The organism is Microbacterium halophytorum (genome assembly GCF_002970975.1).
Lineage (GTDB): Bacteria > Actinomycetota > Actinomycetes > Actinomycetales > Microbacteriaceae > Microbacterium > Microbacterium halophytorum.
In genome coordinates this window covers 86,956-102,855 of sequence record NZ_PNFA01000005.1, presented here as the reverse complement: position 1 = coordinate 102,855, position 15,900 = coordinate 86,956, and the positions used below count along the sequence as shown (strand labels likewise).

The window sequence follows — 15,900 nt, the reverse complement described above, 5'->3', positions numbered from 1 at the left end:
TCAGCGGCGGTGCCGCACCGTGTCGAACTCTTCGATGACCTCATCGAGGACGCGCACGGTCTCACGCTGCTTCCGGATCTCCTGCGCGAGCCGCTCCCGGTGGTCGCGCAGCACGTCGACCAGCAGCGAGGTGCGAGCGCTCTCGTCGACCATGCAGGGGAGCACCGGTTCGATCTCCCGGCTGCTCAGGCCCGCGGCGAAGAGGCGCTGGATCAGGATTACCCTGTCGATCGTCTCGGGAGCGAAGCGGCGGTGCCCCGCCTGCGTGCGCCGGGATTCGAGCAGGCCCTGCTCCTCGTAGTACCGGATGGAGCGCGTGCTGACGCCGCTGGCATCGGCGAGCCGCCCGACGGACAGCACGTCGCCGCCAGCGAGCGTCGTATCCGCCTGCTTCGACGACATGCCCCGATCGTACCCGCGCCGCGGATCCGGGGCATCGATGATCACAGCCACTCGGTCGCGCACCGACGGATCTCCGCAGCGGGCTTGAACTTCACACTGATGTCAAGATCTACCCTCGCGACATGAGCACCGGACAGCAGGCATCCGCAGCGTCCGCGGCGATGGACACGACGCAGCGCCGCTCGCTCGCGACGCTGGGGCTCGCCCAGTTCGCCATCGCCATGGACTTCTCGATCGTCTACGTCGCGATGCCGACCATCGGGGCGGACCTGGGCATGGAACCCGCCGTGCTGCAGTGGCTCGTCACGGCCTACGCGCTGCCCTTCGCCGGCTTCCTGCTGTTCGGGGGAGCTGTCGTCGACCGGCTCGGCGCCCGCAGGGTCTTTGTCGCGGGGCTCGGGGTGTTCGGCGCGGCCAGCATCCTCGCGGGCGCCGCCGGGGCCGAGTGGATGGTGATCGCCGGGCGCGCCCTGCAAGGGGTCGCCGCGGCCTTCCTGTCGCCCGCGATCCTCGCGCTGCTGTCGACCGGCTTCCCGGTCGAGCCCGCCAGGGCCCGCGCCTATTCCGTCTGGGGCGCCGTCGGCGCCTCGGGCCTCGCCGCGGGCGTCGTCTTCGGCGGCGTCTTCACCGAGGTGAGCTGGCGCCTCATCTTCCTGGTCAACATCCCGATCGTGCTCGCCTGCATCTGGGGCGCGCGCCGGATGACCGACACCGTCCGGGCAGGCACGGCCGGTGCCCGCATGCCCGTTGCCTCGACGGCGCTCGGCACGGCGGCCATCCTGCTCGTCGTGTCCGCCCTCACTCTGCTCGGCGAGACCGCCGACGACGGGGTCGTGCCCGTCGCCGTCGGGGCGATCGCCCTCGTCGCCCTGCTCGCCTTTCTCGTCAACGAGCGGCGTTCGGCGACGCCGCTCGTCGCGCGGTCGCTCCGCCGGCTCGCGAACGTGCGGCGGGGCGCGCTCGCCGCGGCGCTGTACATGTCGAGCGTCGGCACGGAGTTCTTCGTCATCACGCTGTTCCTGCAGGACCAGCGCGACCTCTCACCCTTGGCTGCGGGCATCGCGTTCCTGCCGCTGGCGGTGCTCGTCACGGCCGGGAACCTCTGGGCGGGGCGCCTGCTGAAGTCGTGGTCGGCGCCGCGCGTGCTGCTGCTCGGCTTCGGCATGTCTGCGGTGGGTCTGCTGATGCTCGCGACCATGCTCGGCGTCGAATCGTTCTGGGCCGGGATGTTCCCTGGCCTCCTCGTGAGCGGGCTCGGCCACGGCATGGTCTTCACATCGGTGTTCGTGCTCGGCAACACGGGCGTGCCCGCCGAGCTCAGCGGCGCCGCGGGAGCCGTGCTCACATCGGCGCAGTACGTCTCGAACGCGGTCGGCATCGCGATCCTGACGATCATCGTCACCCGCATCGCCGGCACTCCGGGCTTCGCGTGGGCGTTCGGCTTCAACGCCGCGGTCGCGCTCGCCGGCGCGGTCCTCGCAGTCGTGCTGATCCGTTCGGAGAAGCGCTCCCGCCGGGCCCCGCGGTGAGCCCCGCGTGCCGCGCAGGGCCAGCCGTCAGCTCGAGGAACGCACGACGAGGGACGGCTGCATCGTCACTGTGCGGTGCGTGTGCTCCTCTGGGGTGAGGATCTCCTCGAGCAGGAGCGCCGCGGCCGTGAGGCCCATGTCGTGGCCCGGCTGGGCGACGGACGTGATCGGCACAGCAGTGTCATGCGCGAAGTGGTTGTTGTCGTGGCCCACGACGGCGATGTCCTCCGGGACGCGGATCCCGGCGACGAGGAGGGAGTGTATGGCGCCGGAGGCGAGGGCGTCGGCGGCGGCGACGAGGCCATCCGGTCGGTTGCGCGGGCTCCTCGCGGCGAGCTCGTCGCCGAGAGCCGTGCCTCCGCGCACCGTGATGCGCTCGGTCTCGATGATCTCGAGCGACACGCCCGGTGCTTCGGCCACCGCGCGCTCGGCCCCGCGGAGACGGCTCGCGACCGCTGAGAGCGAGAACGGGCCGCCGGAGAACATGAGCCGGGTGCGCCCCTGGGCGATGAGGTGCTGCGCGGCGATATAGCCGCCGTGCTCGTCGTCTGCCTGCACCCCGCAGCTGTTGCCGTCGCCCGGCCAGTTCACGAGCACGAGGGGCATGCCGTGCTCGCGCGCAGCGACGGCCGCGTCGAGCGGTCCGTCGAGCGGGGCGAGGACCACGCCGCCGAGCTGTGCTTCCTCGAAGAGCTCCAGGTGTGCCTTCTGCTTGTCGAAGTCGACGTCGCTGTTCGCGAGGATGAGGCGCTTCCCCTGTTCGTCGAGCCCGGCCTCGATGCCGCGCTCGATATCGAGGAACAGCGAGTTGCCGAGGTCGACCACGACGAATCCGATCGTGTCGCTGCGCCCGGCCGCCAGCAGGCGAGCCGCGTTGTTCCGGACGAACCCGAGCTCGGCGATCGCCCGCTCGACTCGCTCGCGCGTGGCCGTGCTGACGACGGTCGGGTTGTTGAGCACGTTCGAGACGGTGCCGAGGGACACCCCGGCACGGAGGGCGACGTCTTTCATCGCCGGACGTCCTCGTCCGACCGCGGGTGTGAGTGACATAGCGATCCCATTCTTGCCGCAGTTCTGCGGACTCTTGCAATTGAAGCGGTTCAAGTGTAGCTTTGAAGCGCTTCAAATCCGTGTGGAATGTGACCGCGAATCGAGGAGGATTCATGAAGCTCACCAGGAAGACCATCACCCGAACGACAGTGGCGACCGCGGCTGGGGCATCCGTGCTCGCGCTCGCCGCCTGCGGGGGCGGAGGAGGAAGCGCCAGCGCCGACGCCTTCAGCGTTCTCGTCAACGTAGAGAACACGGAAGTGCCCGCTGTTCTCGAGACCCTCGCTGCGGGGGCGTGCTCGGCCGAAGCCGAGGCGATGCCGCTCGAGATCGAGACGACGCCGCAGACGAACCTCGACCAGCAGCTCCAGCTGCTCGCGGGCCAGGGCGCGCTGCCCGTGCTGTTCTCCGCCGGCAACGCGCCGTCGCTGACGGCGGAGCTCGCCGACGCGGGACACATCGCCGACTTCTCCGAGGTCCTCGGCGACCTCGGGATCGCGGACCAGATCGAGCCGGCCGCAGTGTCGACCATCGAATCGCTCTACGGCGGGTTCCGCGCTCTTCCGTTCGAGTACAACGTCGAGGGCATCTGGTACAACAAGCAGATCTTCGCCGACAACGGCATCGATGAGCCGGAGACCTTCGACGACCTGGTCTCGGCGGCGGGCGCCCTCAGCGACGCCGGCGTGCAGCCGTTCTCGGCGAGCGGCGAGCAGGGCTGGCCTCTGACGCGCCTCATCTCGGGCTACATCTTCCGTGATCTCGGCCCCGACGCCCTGCAGAAGGTGGCCGACGGCGAGGCGAGCCTGACCGATCCGGAGTACGTCGCCGCGGCGCAGGCGATCGCCGACCTCGGCGCGGAGGGGTGGTTCGGCGAAGGCGTCGGATCCATCGACATGGCGACGAGCGAGAACCAGTTCCTGAACGGGTCCGCCGCGATGTTCTACATGGGCAGCTGGTTCCTCAGCGGGCTCAACGACCCCGAGATGAATCAGATCGGCACCGAGAACGTCGGCTTCATGCCGTTCCCTGCTGTCGAGGGCGGTGCGGGCGACCGCACCCAGCTCGCCGCCAACGTCGGGCTGCCGCTCACGATGAACGCGAACCTGGTCAACGACGACACGACGCCGTGGCTCGAGTGCATCGTCGAGAACTACGGGGCCACGGCGCTCGCGCAGGAGAACCGGGTGTCCGGATTCGCTCTGAACGACGAGGTCGAGGACATCCCCGAGCTGACCGCCATGGTGCAGGACCAGGTCGCGAACACGGAGACGACCGTGCTCTGGTTCGAGGCACTCCTCTCGGCCGAGGCGACGACGACCGCACAGCGCAACGCGGCCCCGCTCGTGACCGGAAGCATCTCCGCCGAGGAGTTCATGCAGAAGGTCCAAGGCGACCAGTGACCCGTCCGCGGGCGGCGACGCAGGGTCGTCGCCGCCCGCGCCCGCAGGAGACACCCCTATGAAGAACGTTCTCGGAGACCGTCGCGCCGCCTTCACGCTGCTGGCACCCGCGCTGATCATCTACTCCGTCGTCATGCTGCTGCCCGTGGTGTGGTCGCTCGGCTACACCCTGTTCGAGGGCAACGCGATCAGCGGATTCCAGTTCGTCGGAGTCGACAACTTCGTTCGGCTCATCGGCGACGCCGAGGCGCACCAGGCACTGCTGTTCACGCTCAAGTACGCCGTCGTCGTGACGATCGGCCAAGTCGTGGTCGGCTACCTGCTGTCGCTGCTGTACGTGTTCGGCCTCAGCCGCGCGTCGGGAATCGTGCGCACGCTGGTGTTCTTCCCGATCGTGATGCCGACGGTGGCCGTCGCGCTGCTCTTCCAGCAGCTGTTCGCGATCGCGCCGACGGACGGCGTGGTCAACTCGGTGCTCGCCGGCTTCGGCGGTGTTCCCGTCGACTGGTTCGGTGACGGCGGCAGCGCCTTCGTCGTGATCGCGATCATGGACATCTGGCGCTCGATGGGCTTCTACGGCGTGCTGCTCTACGCGGGGCTCGTCGACATCCCGGAGGACGTCCTCGAATCGGCCCGGATGGACGGGGCGAGCGGATGGCGGCTCGTGCAGCACATCATCCTGCCGCTGTCGCTGCCCGTGCTGGTCTCGTCGCTCATCTTCTCGATCAACGGCACGCTCAAAGTGTTCGACAGCATCATGGCGCTCACGGGCGGCGGGCCGGGAACGTCGACCAGCCCGCTCACGATCTCCGTCTTCGACCACGCCTTCACGTACGGCGAGTACGGCTACGGATCCACGCTGGCGATGCTGCTTACGATCATCTGCCTCATCGTCACGCTGTTCATCTTCCGCGCCTCGCGCCGCGACCTCACCAAGGAGCGCACTCGATGAGCCTCTCGCAGTCCACCCGGGTCATCACCACCGGCCGATCCGGTCGCCCCCGCGGCAGAGCGCCGCTGCGCTCTCGCCGGCTCCGACTCAAGCGCCTGCCGCTGTGGATCGCCGTCACCGGCCTGCTCGTCATCGTCGGCTACCCGCTGGTCTGGCTGTTCCTCGGGTCGTTCAAGACGCAGCGCGAGTTCCTCGAGGAGCCCACGTGGGCGCTTCCTCAGCAGTGGAACTTCGAGAACTACATCACGGCATGGCAGACGGCCGATCTCGGCACGGCCATGCTCAACAGCGCAGTCACGGTGCTTCCGGCCCTCGCAAGCATGCTGCTGTTCGGAACTGCCGCGGCTTTCGCGCTCGAGGTGCTCGTCTGGAAGGGGCGCGGCAGTGTGCTGCTGATCTTCCTGGCCGGGATCATGGTGCCGACGCAGATGATCCTCCTGCCGCTGTTCAGCGCGTACTTTCAGATCGGGCTCACGGGTACTCTGTGGCCACTGTTCCTGACCTACACCGCGACGGGCATGCCTCTGACGGTGTTCCTCATGGCGACGTACTTCCGCGCTATTCCGCGCGAAGTCTTCGAGGCGGCGACCCTCGACGGAGCGTCGATCTACCGGCAGTTCTTCTCGATCGCGCTGCCGATGATGCGAAACGGCCTGTTCACGGTCGGCCTCGTGCAGTTCTTCTTCTTCTGGAACGACCTGCTGATCGCGCTGACGTTCGCCAACACGGGCAACCTCCGGACGCTGCAGGTCGGGCTGCTCAACTTCAACGGCAATTTCGGAACGACCCAGTACGGCCCGCTGTTCGCGGCCGTCAGCATCAACGTGTTCGCGCTCCTCATCATCTACCTCGTGCTCAACCAGAGCATCCAGAAGGGCCTGACGGCGGGAGCCGTGAAGGGATGACGGCGCGGCAGAAGGGATCCACTATGCGCGTGTCCGCGCCTCGATTCGAGCACCTCGAGCACGCCCTGGGCGTCGGCACCCCCGCACCGCGGATCTCGTGGCGCATCGTCGCGGCCCCAGGCTGGCGTCAGGCAGGATGGCAGGCCGAGGCGTCACGCGGCGACGGCGTCGAGGTCGCACAGGGGACGGGTCCGGAGCAGGTCCTCGTCGATTGGCCGTTCGCACCGCTCGCCTCGCGCGAACGTGTCGCCGTGCGCGTACGGGTGCGCGGAGCGGACGGCGCCTGGTCCGACTGGGGCGACACCGCCGTCGTCGAGGCGGGACTGCTCTCGCCGGACGACTGGCGAGCGGTCCCGGTCGGCGCCGGGTGGCATGAGGAACCCGATACCGAGCGTCGCCCCGCACTCGTCCGCCGCGCCTTCACGGTGCCGTCTGGTGTCGCCCGCGCACGGCTCTATGTGACGGCGCACGGCCTTGCGGAGGTCGAGATCAACGGCCGCCGCATCGGCGACCACGAGCTCCTGCCCGGCTGGACGAGCTACGACGAACGCCTCGTCTACTGGACCTTCGACGTCACCGAACAGGTGGCCGAGGGCGAGAACGTGATCGGCGCGTGGCTCGCGGACGGCTGGTATCGCGGGCGGCTCGGCTTCAACGGCGGCTACCGCGACTTATACGGCACCGACCAGTCGCTCCTCGCGCAGCTCGAGGTCGAGGGACACGACGGCTCGGTCGTCACGGTCGCGACCGACGCCGCGTGGCAGGCGGCACCGAGCCCGATCCTGCTGGCGAGCCTGTACGACGGCGAGAAGCACGATGCGCGCGAGGAGGTCGGCGGATGGTCGGAGCCACGCGCCGTCGTCGGCGCATGGTCGCCCGTCGCCGTCGGGCGCCGCGATCCGGCGACGCTCGTGGCACCCGCGCTGCCGCCCGTGCGGGTGACGGAGGAACTCGCTCCGGTCTCGGTCGAGCCGACGGACGACGGCGGCTTCCTGCTCGACTTCGGGCAGAACCTCGTCGGGCGCCTGCGCGTGCGCGCGGATGGCCCGGCCGGGCATCGCGTCGAGATGAGGCACGCGGAGGTTCTCGAGCGGGGCGCGCTCGGAACGCGCCCCCTCCGCCTCGCTGACGCGCAGGACGTGCTGACGCTCGACGGTTCCGGTCCTCGTGCGTGGGAGCCGCGGTTCACGTTCCACGGATTCCGCTACGCGACCGTGCACGGGTTGGACCAGATTCGTCCCGGTGACGTCGTCGCCCGGGTGATGCACACCGACATGCGCCGCACGGGAAGGTTCCATTCGTCGAACGACGACCTGAACCGTCTGCACGAGAACGTCCTGTGGGGGATGCGCGGCAATTTCGTCAGCATCCCGACCGACTGTCCCCAGCGCGACGAGCGCCTCGGCTGGACGGGCGACATCCAGGTGTTCGCGCCGACGGCGTCATACCTCTACGACTGCTCGGGCTTCTTGGAGAGCTGGCTGCGGGACGTGGCGGTGGAGCAGCTGGACGACGGCACAGTGCCGTGGTTCGTCCCCGTGATCCCGGGTGGACCGACGTGGGAACCGATCGAGACGGGTGCGGTCTGGGGCGACGTGGCCGTGCTGACGCCGCTGACCGTGCACGAACGCTTCGGCGATGCGCGGATCCTCGCCGAGCAGTACGACAGCGCCAAGGCCTGGGTCGAGCGGATGATCCGCGAGGCGGGGGCCGCTCGCGTGTGGCGCTCCGGCCATCAGCTGGGCGATTGGCTGGACCCGGCCGCGCCTCCGGAGGACCCGGCGGCGGGGCTCACTGATCGCTACCTCGTCGCTCAGGCGCACTTCGCGCACACGACTCGGCGCATGGCTGAGCTCGCGACCATCGTCGGGCGCACCGCTGAGGCCGAGCGCTATACCCGCGTCGCCGGCGAGGCGAGGGACGCGTTCCGCGCGGAGTACGTCCTTCCGGACGGGCGTTTGACGAGCGATGCTCAGACCGCGTACGCCCTTGCGATCCGCTTCGGCCTGCTGTCGGCCAGCGAAGCGCGATCGGCGGGAGCGCGGCTCGCGGAGCTCGTCCGGGAAGCCGGAAACCGGATCGCGACGGGGTTCGCGGGCACCCCGGTGATCTCCGATGCGCTGACCGAGACGGGTCACCTCGACGCCGCCTACGACCTTCTCCTCGAGACGGAGTGCCCGTCGTGGCTGTACACGGTGCGTCAGGGCGGCACGACGATCTGGGAGCGCTGGGACTCGATGCTGCCGGACGGCTCGATCAACCCGGGCGAGATGACATCCTTCAACCATTACGCGCTGGGGTCGGTCGCCGACTGGATGCACCGGGTGATCGGCGGGCTCTCGCCGGCCGCGCCTGCGTACCGCCGCGTTGTGTGGGCGCCGCAGCCGGGCGGCGGCCTCGAGCACGCGGACGTCAGCTTCGACTCGCCCTACGGCCGGATCGAAGGCTCCTGGCGCCGAGTGGACGGCGGAATCGCGTACCGGTTGTCCGTGCCGACGGGCGTCGACGCCGAGGTGCGCCTGCCCGGCGTCGAGCAGGCGATCGAGGTCGAGCCCGGTTCAGCGCTCGAGCGCGTCGTCACCGGCTGAGCGGCGCGGTGCGGAAGGCCCGGCGGCCTTCCGTACACGGCGGTGGCCCCGGATCATCCGATCCGGGGCCACCGCCGTGTACGTGCCTCGACTCAGTCCATCGTCTCGAGGTCGATGTCCTTCGTCTCCTTGCTCAGGATGAGGGCGATCAGCGTGAGCACGCCCGCCGCCGACATGTAGACGCCGACGAGCCACGGGTTGCCGCCGCCGAATTCCCACAGCTTGATCGCGACGAGCGGGGCGACGGACGCGCCCAGGATCGACGACACGTTGTACGCCACGGCCGAGCCCGTGTAGCGCACGGTGGTCGGGAACAGCTCGGGCAGGAGGGCGCCCATCGGGCCGAACGTGAGGCCCATCAGAGTGAAGCCGAAGATGAGGAATGTCTGCGCGAGCGCGCCCGTGAACTCCGCGTTGGCCTGCGGCAGCAGGAACACCGAGTACACGAGGCCGAGCGCGATGATCCCGGATGTCACCCAGATCAGCAGTCTGCGGCGTCCGATCGCGTCGGCGAGGGGGCCGGAGACGAGCGTGAAGACGCCGAAGAACACGACGCCGAAGATCTGCATCAGCACGAAATCTGTGCGCGCGAAGCCCAGGCCGGGAACGGCTGCGTCGGTCGGGGCAGTGCCGTAGGCCAGCGTGAAGTTCGTCATCAGGTAGAACAGCACGTACGTGGCCAGCATGATGAACGTGCCGAGGATCAGCTGCCACCAGTACTTCTTGAAGACGTAGCCGATGGGGGCCTTCTTGACCTCGCCCTTCTCGGAGATCTTCTGGAACGCCTCCGACTCGACGAGCTTCAGGCGCACCCACAGTCCGATGATGACCATCACGGCCGAGAACAGGAACGGCACGCGCCAGCCCCAGGTGAGGAACGCGTGGTCGACGTTGGCCGCATCGCCGGGGAGCGAGTAGTTCAGCACGAGGAAGACCGCGTTCGCGATGATGAACCCGATGGGCGCGCCCAGCTGCGGGAACGTGCCGTACAGCGCGCGCTTGCCCTCCGGGGCGTTCTCGGTCGCGACGAGCGCTGCGCCCGACCACTCGCCGCCGAGCGCGAAGCCCTGCGCGAGGCGGAGGACGAGCAGCAGGGCGGCGGCCCAGACGCCGATCGAGTCGTAGGTCGGCAGGAGGCCGATGAGGAACGTCGCGATGCCCATCGTGAGCAGCGACGCCACGAGCGTCGACTTGCGGCCGAACGTGTCGCCGAAGTGACCGAACACCATGGCGCCGATCGGGCGCGCGACCATCGCCGCGCCGAAGACGGCGAACGACGCGAGCAGGCCGGCGGTCGGGCTGAACGACGGGAAGAAGAGGTGAGGGAAGACGAGGGCGGCGGCGGTCGCGTAAGCGTAGAAGTCGTAGAACTCGACCGTCGTGCCGACGAGGCTCGCGGCGATCACTCGGCCGCGGGAGTTGAGCGGCGCGCCCGGCTTCGGCGTCGCCTGTGAGGTGCTGGTCATGTGCTGCCTTCAGCTGTCAGAGCGGATGAAAGGCAGGCCGGATGGTGGGGTCTGCTGGGTGGCTCCGGCGGCCGCGCAGCGGATCGCGCCACGCCCCGCCCGAAGCGGCGTGCGGCGTCGTGGCCGGGCACAAGGAGCTATCTTACTCCCGTACCCGCCCATCCGGCGTCGGTGCTACCGCCACATCACCCCGAGGCCGGCGTTCAGCAGCGTGAGCGCGCCGATCGCCCAGAAGGTCCACACCGGCAGCGGGCGGTCCTTCTTGGCCCGCGCCGACGAGATGCCCATCAGCGCGCCGATCACGATCAGCACGACGAGCTTGACGCCGATCTTGGTGTAGTTGAGGTCGTAGCTCACGCCCCACGGCGCCGAGAGCGCGAGGCCGGCGACGAACGCGACGATCATCCCGAGGTTCATCACCATGTTCACCCGGAACGTGCGCTGCACGACCTCGACGAACCAGCCGCCGAACAGCAGGGCGAAGCCGATCAGGTGGACGAACAGGACGGCGTGGCGCAGGATCTCCATGTTTCTACCCTACGTAGAAAAACGCCTCGTTCAAAGGGGGAGCGCGAACCCGCGCGTCAGCGCAGGCCGCGCAGCAGCACCGCCGTGCGCAGGGCCGCGTCGGCGGCCTCGGCGCCCTTGTCCTCCTTCGAGCCGGGGAGGCCGGCCCGGTCGAGGCCCTGCTGCTCGTCGTCGGTCGTCAGCACGCCGAAGCCCACGGGCTTGCCGGTGTCGAGCGCGACGCGCGTCAGCCCGTCGGTGGCGGCGTTCGCCACGAACTCGAAGTGCGGCGTGCCACCCCGGATGATCACGGCGAGCGCCACGACCGCGTCGGCACCGCCCTCGAGGACGGCCTTCGCGATGACGGGCAGCTCGAACGCGCCGGGTGCCCTGACGAGGGTGTGCGCGGCGCCCGCTTCGTCGAGCGCGCGCACAGCGCCGGCGATCAGGCCGTCCGAGATCTGCTCGTGCCACATGCCGGCGACGACCGTGACGTTCAGACCGGTGCCGTCCACGCGGTCCGCCTGCGGTGCTCCTTCGACGCTCATCGGCGCTCGTTCCCTTCCGTGCTCTCGCCCTGGTGGGCTTCCTCGTGCATGAGCGCGACGGCAGCAGCCAGCTCGGCCTCGCCGATGATGTGGCCCATCCGGTCGCGCTTGGTCTGCAGGTACTGGTGGTTGTTCGGGCCGACCCCGACGATGAGCGGCACCTGCTCGGCGACGTCGATGCCGAAGCCGCGCAGCTGGTCGACCTTGTCGGTGTTGTTCGTGAGGAGCCGGATGCTCCCGACGCCCAGGTCGGCGAGGATGCCGGCGGCCGCCGCGTAGTCGCGCGCGTCGGCGGGAAGTCCCAGCGCGGTGTTGGCGTCGAGGGTGTCGAGACCCTGCTCCTGCAGCGCGTAGGCGCGCAGCTTGTTGATGAGGCCGATCCCGCGCCCCTCGTGCCCGCGCATGTAGATGACGGCGCCGCCGTCCGCCTCGATGCGAGCCAGGGCCGCGTCGAGCTGCGGGCCGCACTCGCACTTCTCCGAGCCGAAGGCCTCGCCCGTCAGGCACTCCGAGTGCACGCGCACGAGAGGTGCGTCCTGCTGAGCGAGATCGCCCGACACGATCGCGAGGTGATCGGTGCCCGTCGTGCGGTCCTTGTACGCGAGGAAGCGGAAGGTGCCGTGCCTGGTCGGCACGATCGCGTCGGCGCGCAGGCTGACGGGGCGCAGCGACGTGCCGGCCTTCGGGGTGTCGTCGTGCTCGTTCAGGTACGCGGCCAGGCGTTCGATCGTCGTGACGGGGATGCCCTCGCGGCGGCCCATCTCGATGAGGCCGGGAAGGCGCATCATGCTGCCGTCGTCGGCGACGATCTCACCGATGACGCCGACGGGGGCCAGGCCGGCGACGCGCATCAGGTCGACCGCGGCCTCGGTGTGGCCGGCGCGCTCGCGCACGCCGCCGGGCACGGCTCGCAGGGGCAGGATGTGGCCGGGGCGGATCACGTCGGTGGGGCCGGAATCGGGGTCGGCCAGGACGTTCACGGTGCGGGCGCGGTCGTGGGCGCTGATGCCGGTCGTGACGCCGGCGGCGGCATCGACGCTGACGGTGTATGCCGTGCCGCGGGCGTCCTCGCTGTGGGCCACCATCGGCGGCAGCTCGAGGCGATCGGCCCACTCGGCCGGCATCGGGGCGCACAGGTAGCCGGACGTGTACCGCACGGTCCAGGCCATCCACTCCTGCGTCGCGAGCTCGGCCGACAGGATGACGTCGCCCTCGTTCTCGCGGTCCTCGTCGTCGGCGACGATCACGGGGCGCCCCTCGCGGAGCGCCGCGACGGCTTCCTCGATCGATGCGAGGTCTGCTGCGGTCATCGGGCGGCTCCAGGCTCGGCGGTGTCGGCGGACGACAGGATCGAGTAGTCCGCGGGAGGGGTGTCGGTCGTCGCGAACGCGCTCGAGGAGGCGTGGGCGCCCTCGCGGTTCTCGTCGAGCTCGCCGATCGGCGCGTGCAGCTGCGTCGCGGCGGGCTTGTCGAAGGCGAGCAGCCGCTCGACGTGGCGGGCGAGGATGTCGGTCTCGAGGTTCACGCGGTCGCCGGGGCGACGCTCGCCGAGCGTCGTCGCCTGCAGCGTCTCGGGGATGAGCGACACCTCGAACCACCCCGTCGGCTCACCGGCCGCGCTGACGGCGCTCACGGTGAGGGACGTGCCGTCGACCGCGATCGAGCCCTTGTCGACGACGAGCGGTGCGAGGCTCGCGGGGATGCCGATCCGGATGACGCTCCACTGCTCGCCGGGCGTGACGTTCAGCACCTGGCCCGTGCCGTCGATGTGGCCCTGCACGATGTGCCCCCCGAGCCGGGCGCCGGCCGTCATGGCGCGCTCGACGTTGACGCGCGTTCCGGGCGCGAAGGAGCCGATCGTCGACATGTCGAGGGTCTGCCGCATCACGTCGGCCGTGAAGCCGTACTCGTTGTGGTCGACCACCGTGAGGCAGACGCCGCTGATCGCGATCGAGTCGCCGTGCGAGGCGTCGCTGACGGCCTTCGGCGCGCGGATCGACAGGCGCACGCCGTCTCCGTACGGCCCGACCTGGGCGATCTCGCCGATCTCCTCGATGATTCCGGTGAACATCAGCGCTCTCCTTCTTCTTGCATGGTCTGTGCCGACGCGTCCGCGAAGCGGGCGTCGAAGCGGATGTCGTGCCCGAGCGGCGTCACTCGGTCGACGACGAGGCGGCGGGCCTCGCCGATCGTGCCGACGCCGATGTCGGCGACCGCGAGTCGGTCGCCGCCGATGAGCACGGGGGCGACGTAGGCGAGCACCCGGTCGGCGAGGCCGGCCGCGAGGAACGCGCTCGCGAGGGTCGGGCCGCCCTCGACGAAGACGCGGTGCAGCCCGCGCTCGCGCAGATCGGCGAGCACGGCGCGGAGGTCGTGCGTCGCGTACACGAGCGGCTCGTGGGGGTGGTCGTAGAGGCGCGCGGTCGCCGGCAGCTCCCGCGCACCGATCACGACGGGCACCGGCTGGTGCGCGTCGAGGCCGTCGCCCGTGCGCGCCGTGAGGGCGGGGTCGTCGGCGATCGCGGTGCCCGTCCCGACGACGATCGCGTCGGCCCTCGCGCGCTCGCGATGCACGTCGGCCCTGGCATCCGGGCCCGTGATCCACTGGCTCGTGCCGTCGGCCGCGGCGGCGCGCCCATCGAGGGACTGCGCCCACTTCACCGTCACGTGCGGGCGGCCGAGCGCGGCGGCGTCGAGCCAGCTGCCCAGCAGCGCCTCACCCTCGGCGCGCAGCACGTGCGGCTCAGCCTCGATGCCCGCGGCGGCCAAGCGCTCGGCCCCGCCGCCCGATGCCGGGCCGGGGTCGTCGACCGCGAACACGACCCGGCCGATGCCGGCGGCGATCAGCGCTTCGGCGCACGGGCCGGTCAGGCCGGTGTGGTTGCACGGCTCGAGCGTGACGACGGCGGTCGCGCCGCGCGCGGCGCCATCCGGAAGCTTCGAGAGCGCGTCGACCTCCGCGTGGGCCGTGCCGGCGCCGCGGTGCCAGCCCTCGGCGAGCACATCGCCGGCGGGGGAGAGGATGACGGCGCCCACTTGCGGGTTGCGCCCGCGGGGGCCGCGCTCGGCGAGCTCGAGGGCGCGCGCCATCGCGCTGCGCTCCGCCTCGTTCGCCGCCATCTCGCCTCCCCGGTTCGGTCCTGCCGTCACCGGGGTCTGCGAACGGCACCCTGAGCGCCGCCCGTGCTGCCTTCCATCCGGACTACGCGGGGCCTGGGCCTCGCATCACCGTCGGTTCCGGAATCCCACCGGATCAACGCCGCTTCGGCCCATGGCCTCCGCGGCGCTCGCGGACTGTCACCGCCGGTTCGGATTCTCACCGACCCCGGAGCACGTTTCTTGCTGTCACTCTACAACCACGCCGCTGGGCGGATCATTCCCTGACGCCCTGTTACCGCCGGCTCGATCACCGATCGAAGCCCTCGCTGATGAGGTCGATCAGCTCCTCGCGCTGCTCGACGGGCAGGAACGTGCTCGCGGCGGCGTTCAGTTGGAAGCGCTCGACGTCGGCGAGCGTGTACTCGAACGCGTCGGCGAGCTGCGCGATCTCGCGCGTCAGCGTCGTGCGGCTCATCAGGCGGTTGTCGGTGTTCACCGTGACGACGAAGCCGAGCTGGTAGAGCAGGTCGAAGGGGTGGTCCTCGATGCGATTTCCCCACCGCGAGATGGCCCCGGTCGACATGTTGGACGACGGCGCGATCTCGAGCGCGATCTCGCGGTCGCGCACCCAGGCCGCGAGGTCGCCGAGCCGCACCCGCACGTCTTCGCCCTCCTCGGCGATGATCTCGAGGTCGTCGGCGATGCGCACCCCGTGCCCGAGGCGCAGGGCGCGGCCGTCGAGCAGGGCGCTTCGGATGGAGTCGAGGCCGTCGGCCTCACCCGCGTGCAACGTGACGGGGAAGAACTCGGTCGTGAGCAGGTCGAGCGCGTCTCGGTGAGCCGACGCGGGGTAGCCGGCCTCGGGGCCCGCGAGGTCGAAGGCGACGACGCCCTCGTCGCGGAAGTCGAGCGCGAGCTCGGCGACCTCGAGCGAGTTCGGCCCCTGCCGCAGGGCGCTGAGGATCTGCCCGACCCGGATGGAGCGGCCGGCTGCCTCGGCGTCGTCCTCGCCCAGCTCGATGCCCTCCTGCACGGCCTCGACGGCCTCTGCCATCGTCAGCCCGCCCGACGTGTGCTGCTCGGGCGCCCAGCGCACCTCGGCGTAGATCGCGCCGTCGTTCGCGAGGTCTTCGACGAGCTCGCGGGCTGCTCGTGTGAGCGCGTCGCGCGTCTGCAGCACCGCGATCGTGAGCTCGAAGGTCTGCAGGTAGCCCTCGAGGCTGCCGGCGTTCGCCTGTTCGGCGAACCACTCGCCGAGCTCCCGCGCCGTGCCGGCGGGGGCCTCGACGCCCGCTTCGCGCGCGAGGTCGAGCACGGTGCCCGGCCGGAGGCCGCCGTCGAGGTGCTCGTGCAGCGCGACCTTGGGCAGGCTCCTGACGGGAACGCCCTCGATCGTCGCCTCGTGCCGCTGCTGCGACTTGCTGTTGTTCTGGCGCGCCATGGTGAACTCC

At 70.3% G+C, this 15,900-nt stretch carries 13 protein-coding genes, 1 pseudogene and 1 riboswitch; of the genes and pseudogenes, 5 read left to right on the top strand and 9 right to left on the bottom strand.

Annotation, left to right across the window (positions count from 1 at the left end):
- Complete coding sequence (locus tag C0010_RS06025; protein ID WP_174150266.1) at positions 1-402, bottom strand: MerR family transcriptional regulator; 402 nt, start codon at positions 400-402, stop codon at positions 1-3.
- Positions 403-524: 122 nt separating this feature from the next.
- Between C0010_RS06025 and C0010_RS06020 the strand changes: the two genes are divergently transcribed.
- Positions 525-1,931, top strand: coding sequence for an MFS transporter (locus C0010_RS06020; protein ID WP_105566170.1), 1,407 nt, complete (start codon positions 525-527; stop codon positions 1,929-1,931).
- Between the two features lie 27 nt (positions 1,932-1,958).
- Here C0010_RS06020 and C0010_RS06015 read toward each other — a convergent pair whose 3' ends face one another.
- Positions 1,959-2,942, bottom strand: a complete 984-nt coding sequence (locus C0010_RS06015; protein WP_232531764.1) for a LacI family DNA-binding transcriptional regulator — start codon at positions 2,940-2,942, stop codon at positions 1,959-1,961.
- A gap of 152 nt (positions 2,943-3,094) precedes the next feature.
- Here C0010_RS06015 and C0010_RS06010 point away from each other — a divergent pair, with 152 nt between their 5' ends.
- From C0010_RS06010 to C0010_RS05995, 4 genes are read left to right on the top strand one after another with little or no spacing between them, the layout of a single operon-like run.
- Positions 3,095-4,384: an ABC transporter substrate-binding protein gene (locus C0010_RS06010; RefSeq protein WP_105566168.1), complete on the top strand. Its 1,290-nt coding sequence runs from the start codon at positions 3,095-3,097 to the stop codon at positions 4,382-4,384.
- Between the two features lie 58 nt (positions 4,385-4,442).
- Positions 4,443-5,336, top strand: coding sequence for a carbohydrate ABC transporter permease (locus C0010_RS06005; RefSeq protein WP_105566167.1), 894 nt, complete (start codon positions 4,443-4,445; stop codon positions 5,334-5,336).
- The gene (locus tag C0010_RS06000; RefSeq protein WP_105566166.1) at positions 5,333-6,241 is read left to right on the top strand and encodes a carbohydrate ABC transporter permease; all 909 of its coding nucleotides are present in this window, start codon (positions 5,333-5,335) and stop codon (positions 6,239-6,241) included. Before C0010_RS06005 ends, C0010_RS06000 begins: the two co-directional genes overlap by 4 nt.
- Before the next feature lie 23 nt (positions 6,242-6,264).
- Entirely contained in the window at positions 6,265-8,829 is a 2,565-nt protein-coding gene (locus C0010_RS05995; protein ID WP_105566165.1) for a glycoside hydrolase family 78 protein, read from the top strand.
- 92 nt (positions 8,830-8,921) lie between these two features.
- Here the strand turns inward: C0010_RS05995 and C0010_RS05990 are convergent, their stop codons facing one another.
- The 7 genes and pseudogenes from C0010_RS05990 to C0010_RS05960 form a co-directional block, all read right to left on the bottom strand.
- The gene (locus tag C0010_RS05990; RefSeq protein ID WP_105566164.1) at positions 8,922-10,295 is read right to left on the bottom strand and encodes an MFS transporter; all 1,374 of its coding nucleotides are present in this window, start codon (positions 10,293-10,295) and stop codon (positions 8,922-8,924) included.
- Between the two features lie 174 nt (positions 10,296-10,469).
- On the bottom strand, positions 10,470-10,823 hold the full coding sequence (locus C0010_RS05985) for a Fe-S protein (protein ID WP_105566163.1): 354 nt from the start codon (positions 10,821-10,823) through the stop codon (positions 10,470-10,472).
- Positions 10,824-10,879: 56 nt separating this feature from the next.
- Complete coding sequence (gene ribH / locus C0010_RS05980) at positions 10,880-11,350, bottom strand: 6,7-dimethyl-8-ribityllumazine synthase (RefSeq protein WP_105566162.1); 471 nt, start codon at positions 11,348-11,350, stop codon at positions 10,880-10,882.
- On the bottom strand, positions 11,347-12,660 hold the full coding sequence (gene ribA, locus C0010_RS05975) for a GTP cyclohydrolase II (protein ID WP_105566161.1): 1,314 nt from the start codon (positions 12,658-12,660) through the stop codon (positions 11,347-11,349). The genes ribH and ribA overlap by 4 nt, the downstream gene beginning before the upstream one ends.
- Before the next feature lie 152 nt (positions 12,661-12,812).
- A pseudogene (locus C0010_RS05970) lies at positions 12,813-13,421 on the bottom strand (riboflavin synthase); the annotation flags it as partial.
- Positions 13,421-14,470 carry a bifunctional diaminohydroxyphosphoribosylaminopyrimidine deaminase/5-amino-6-(5-phosphoribosylamino)uracil reductase RibD gene (gene ribD / locus C0010_RS05965; RefSeq protein WP_105566159.1) on the bottom strand — a complete coding sequence of 350 codons (1,050 nt, stop codon included), beginning with the start codon at positions 14,468-14,470 and terminating at the stop codon, positions 13,421-13,423. The gene ribD and the pseudogene C0010_RS05970, both read right to left, overlap by 1 nt.
- Before the next feature lie 60 nt (positions 14,471-14,530).
- Positions 14,531-14,687: riboswitch (FMN riboswitch) on the bottom strand.
- A 69-nt stretch (positions 14,688-14,756) separates the two neighbouring features.
- A complete protein-coding gene (locus C0010_RS05960) occupies positions 14,757-15,890 on the bottom strand; it encodes an adenosine deaminase (RefSeq protein ID WP_105566158.1) in 1,134 nt (377 codons plus the stop codon).
- Positions 15,891-15,900 lie beyond the last annotated feature (10 nt).

What these genes read in the sequence shown, in the direction of transcription:
- C0010_RS06025 (WP_174150266.1), bottom strand. Translation starts at nt 402, where the DNA reads ATGTCGTCGAAGCAGGCGGATACGACGCTCGCTGGCGGCGACGTGCTG.
- C0010_RS06020 (WP_105566170.1), top strand. Translation starts at nt 525, where the DNA reads ATGAGCACCGGACAGCAGGCATCCGCAGCGTCCGCGGCGATGGACACG.
- C0010_RS06015 (WP_232531764.1), bottom strand. Translation starts at nt 2,942, where the DNA reads ATGAAAGACGTCGCCCTCCGTGCCGGGGTGTCCCTCGGCACCGTCTCG.
- C0010_RS06010 (WP_105566168.1), top strand. Translation starts at nt 3,095, where the DNA reads ATGAAGCTCACCAGGAAGACCATCACCCGAACGACAGTGGCGACCGCG.
- C0010_RS06005 (WP_105566167.1), top strand. Translation starts at nt 4,443, where the DNA reads ATGAAGAACGTTCTCGGAGACCGTCGCGCCGCCTTCACGCTGCTGGCA.
- C0010_RS06000 (WP_105566166.1), top strand. Translation starts at nt 5,333, where the DNA reads ATGAGCCTCTCGCAGTCCACCCGGGTCATCACCACCGGCCGATCCGGT.
- C0010_RS05995 (WP_105566165.1), top strand. Translation starts at nt 6,265, where the DNA reads ATGCGCGTGTCCGCGCCTCGATTCGAGCACCTCGAGCACGCCCTGGGC.
- C0010_RS05990 (WP_105566164.1), bottom strand. Translation starts at nt 10,295, where the DNA reads ATGACCAGCACCTCACAGGCGACGCCGAAGCCGGGCGCGCCGCTCAAC.
- C0010_RS05985 (WP_105566163.1), bottom strand. Translation starts at nt 10,823, where the DNA reads ATGGAGATCCTGCGCCACGCCGTCCTGTTCGTCCACCTGATCGGCTTC.
- ribH (WP_105566162.1), bottom strand. Translation starts at nt 11,350, where the DNA reads ATGAGCGTCGAAGGAGCACCGCAGGCGGACCGCGTGGACGGCACCGGT.
- ribA (WP_105566161.1), bottom strand. Translation starts at nt 12,660, where the DNA reads ATGACCGCAGCAGACCTCGCATCGATCGAGGAAGCCGTCGCGGCGCTC.
- ribD (WP_105566159.1), bottom strand. Translation starts at nt 14,470, where the DNA reads ATGGCGGCGAACGAGGCGGAGCGCAGCGCGATGGCGCGCGCCCTCGAG.
- C0010_RS05960 (WP_105566158.1), bottom strand. Translation starts at nt 15,890, where the DNA reads ATGGCGCGCCAGAACAACAGCAAGTCGCAGCAGCGGCACGAGGCGACG.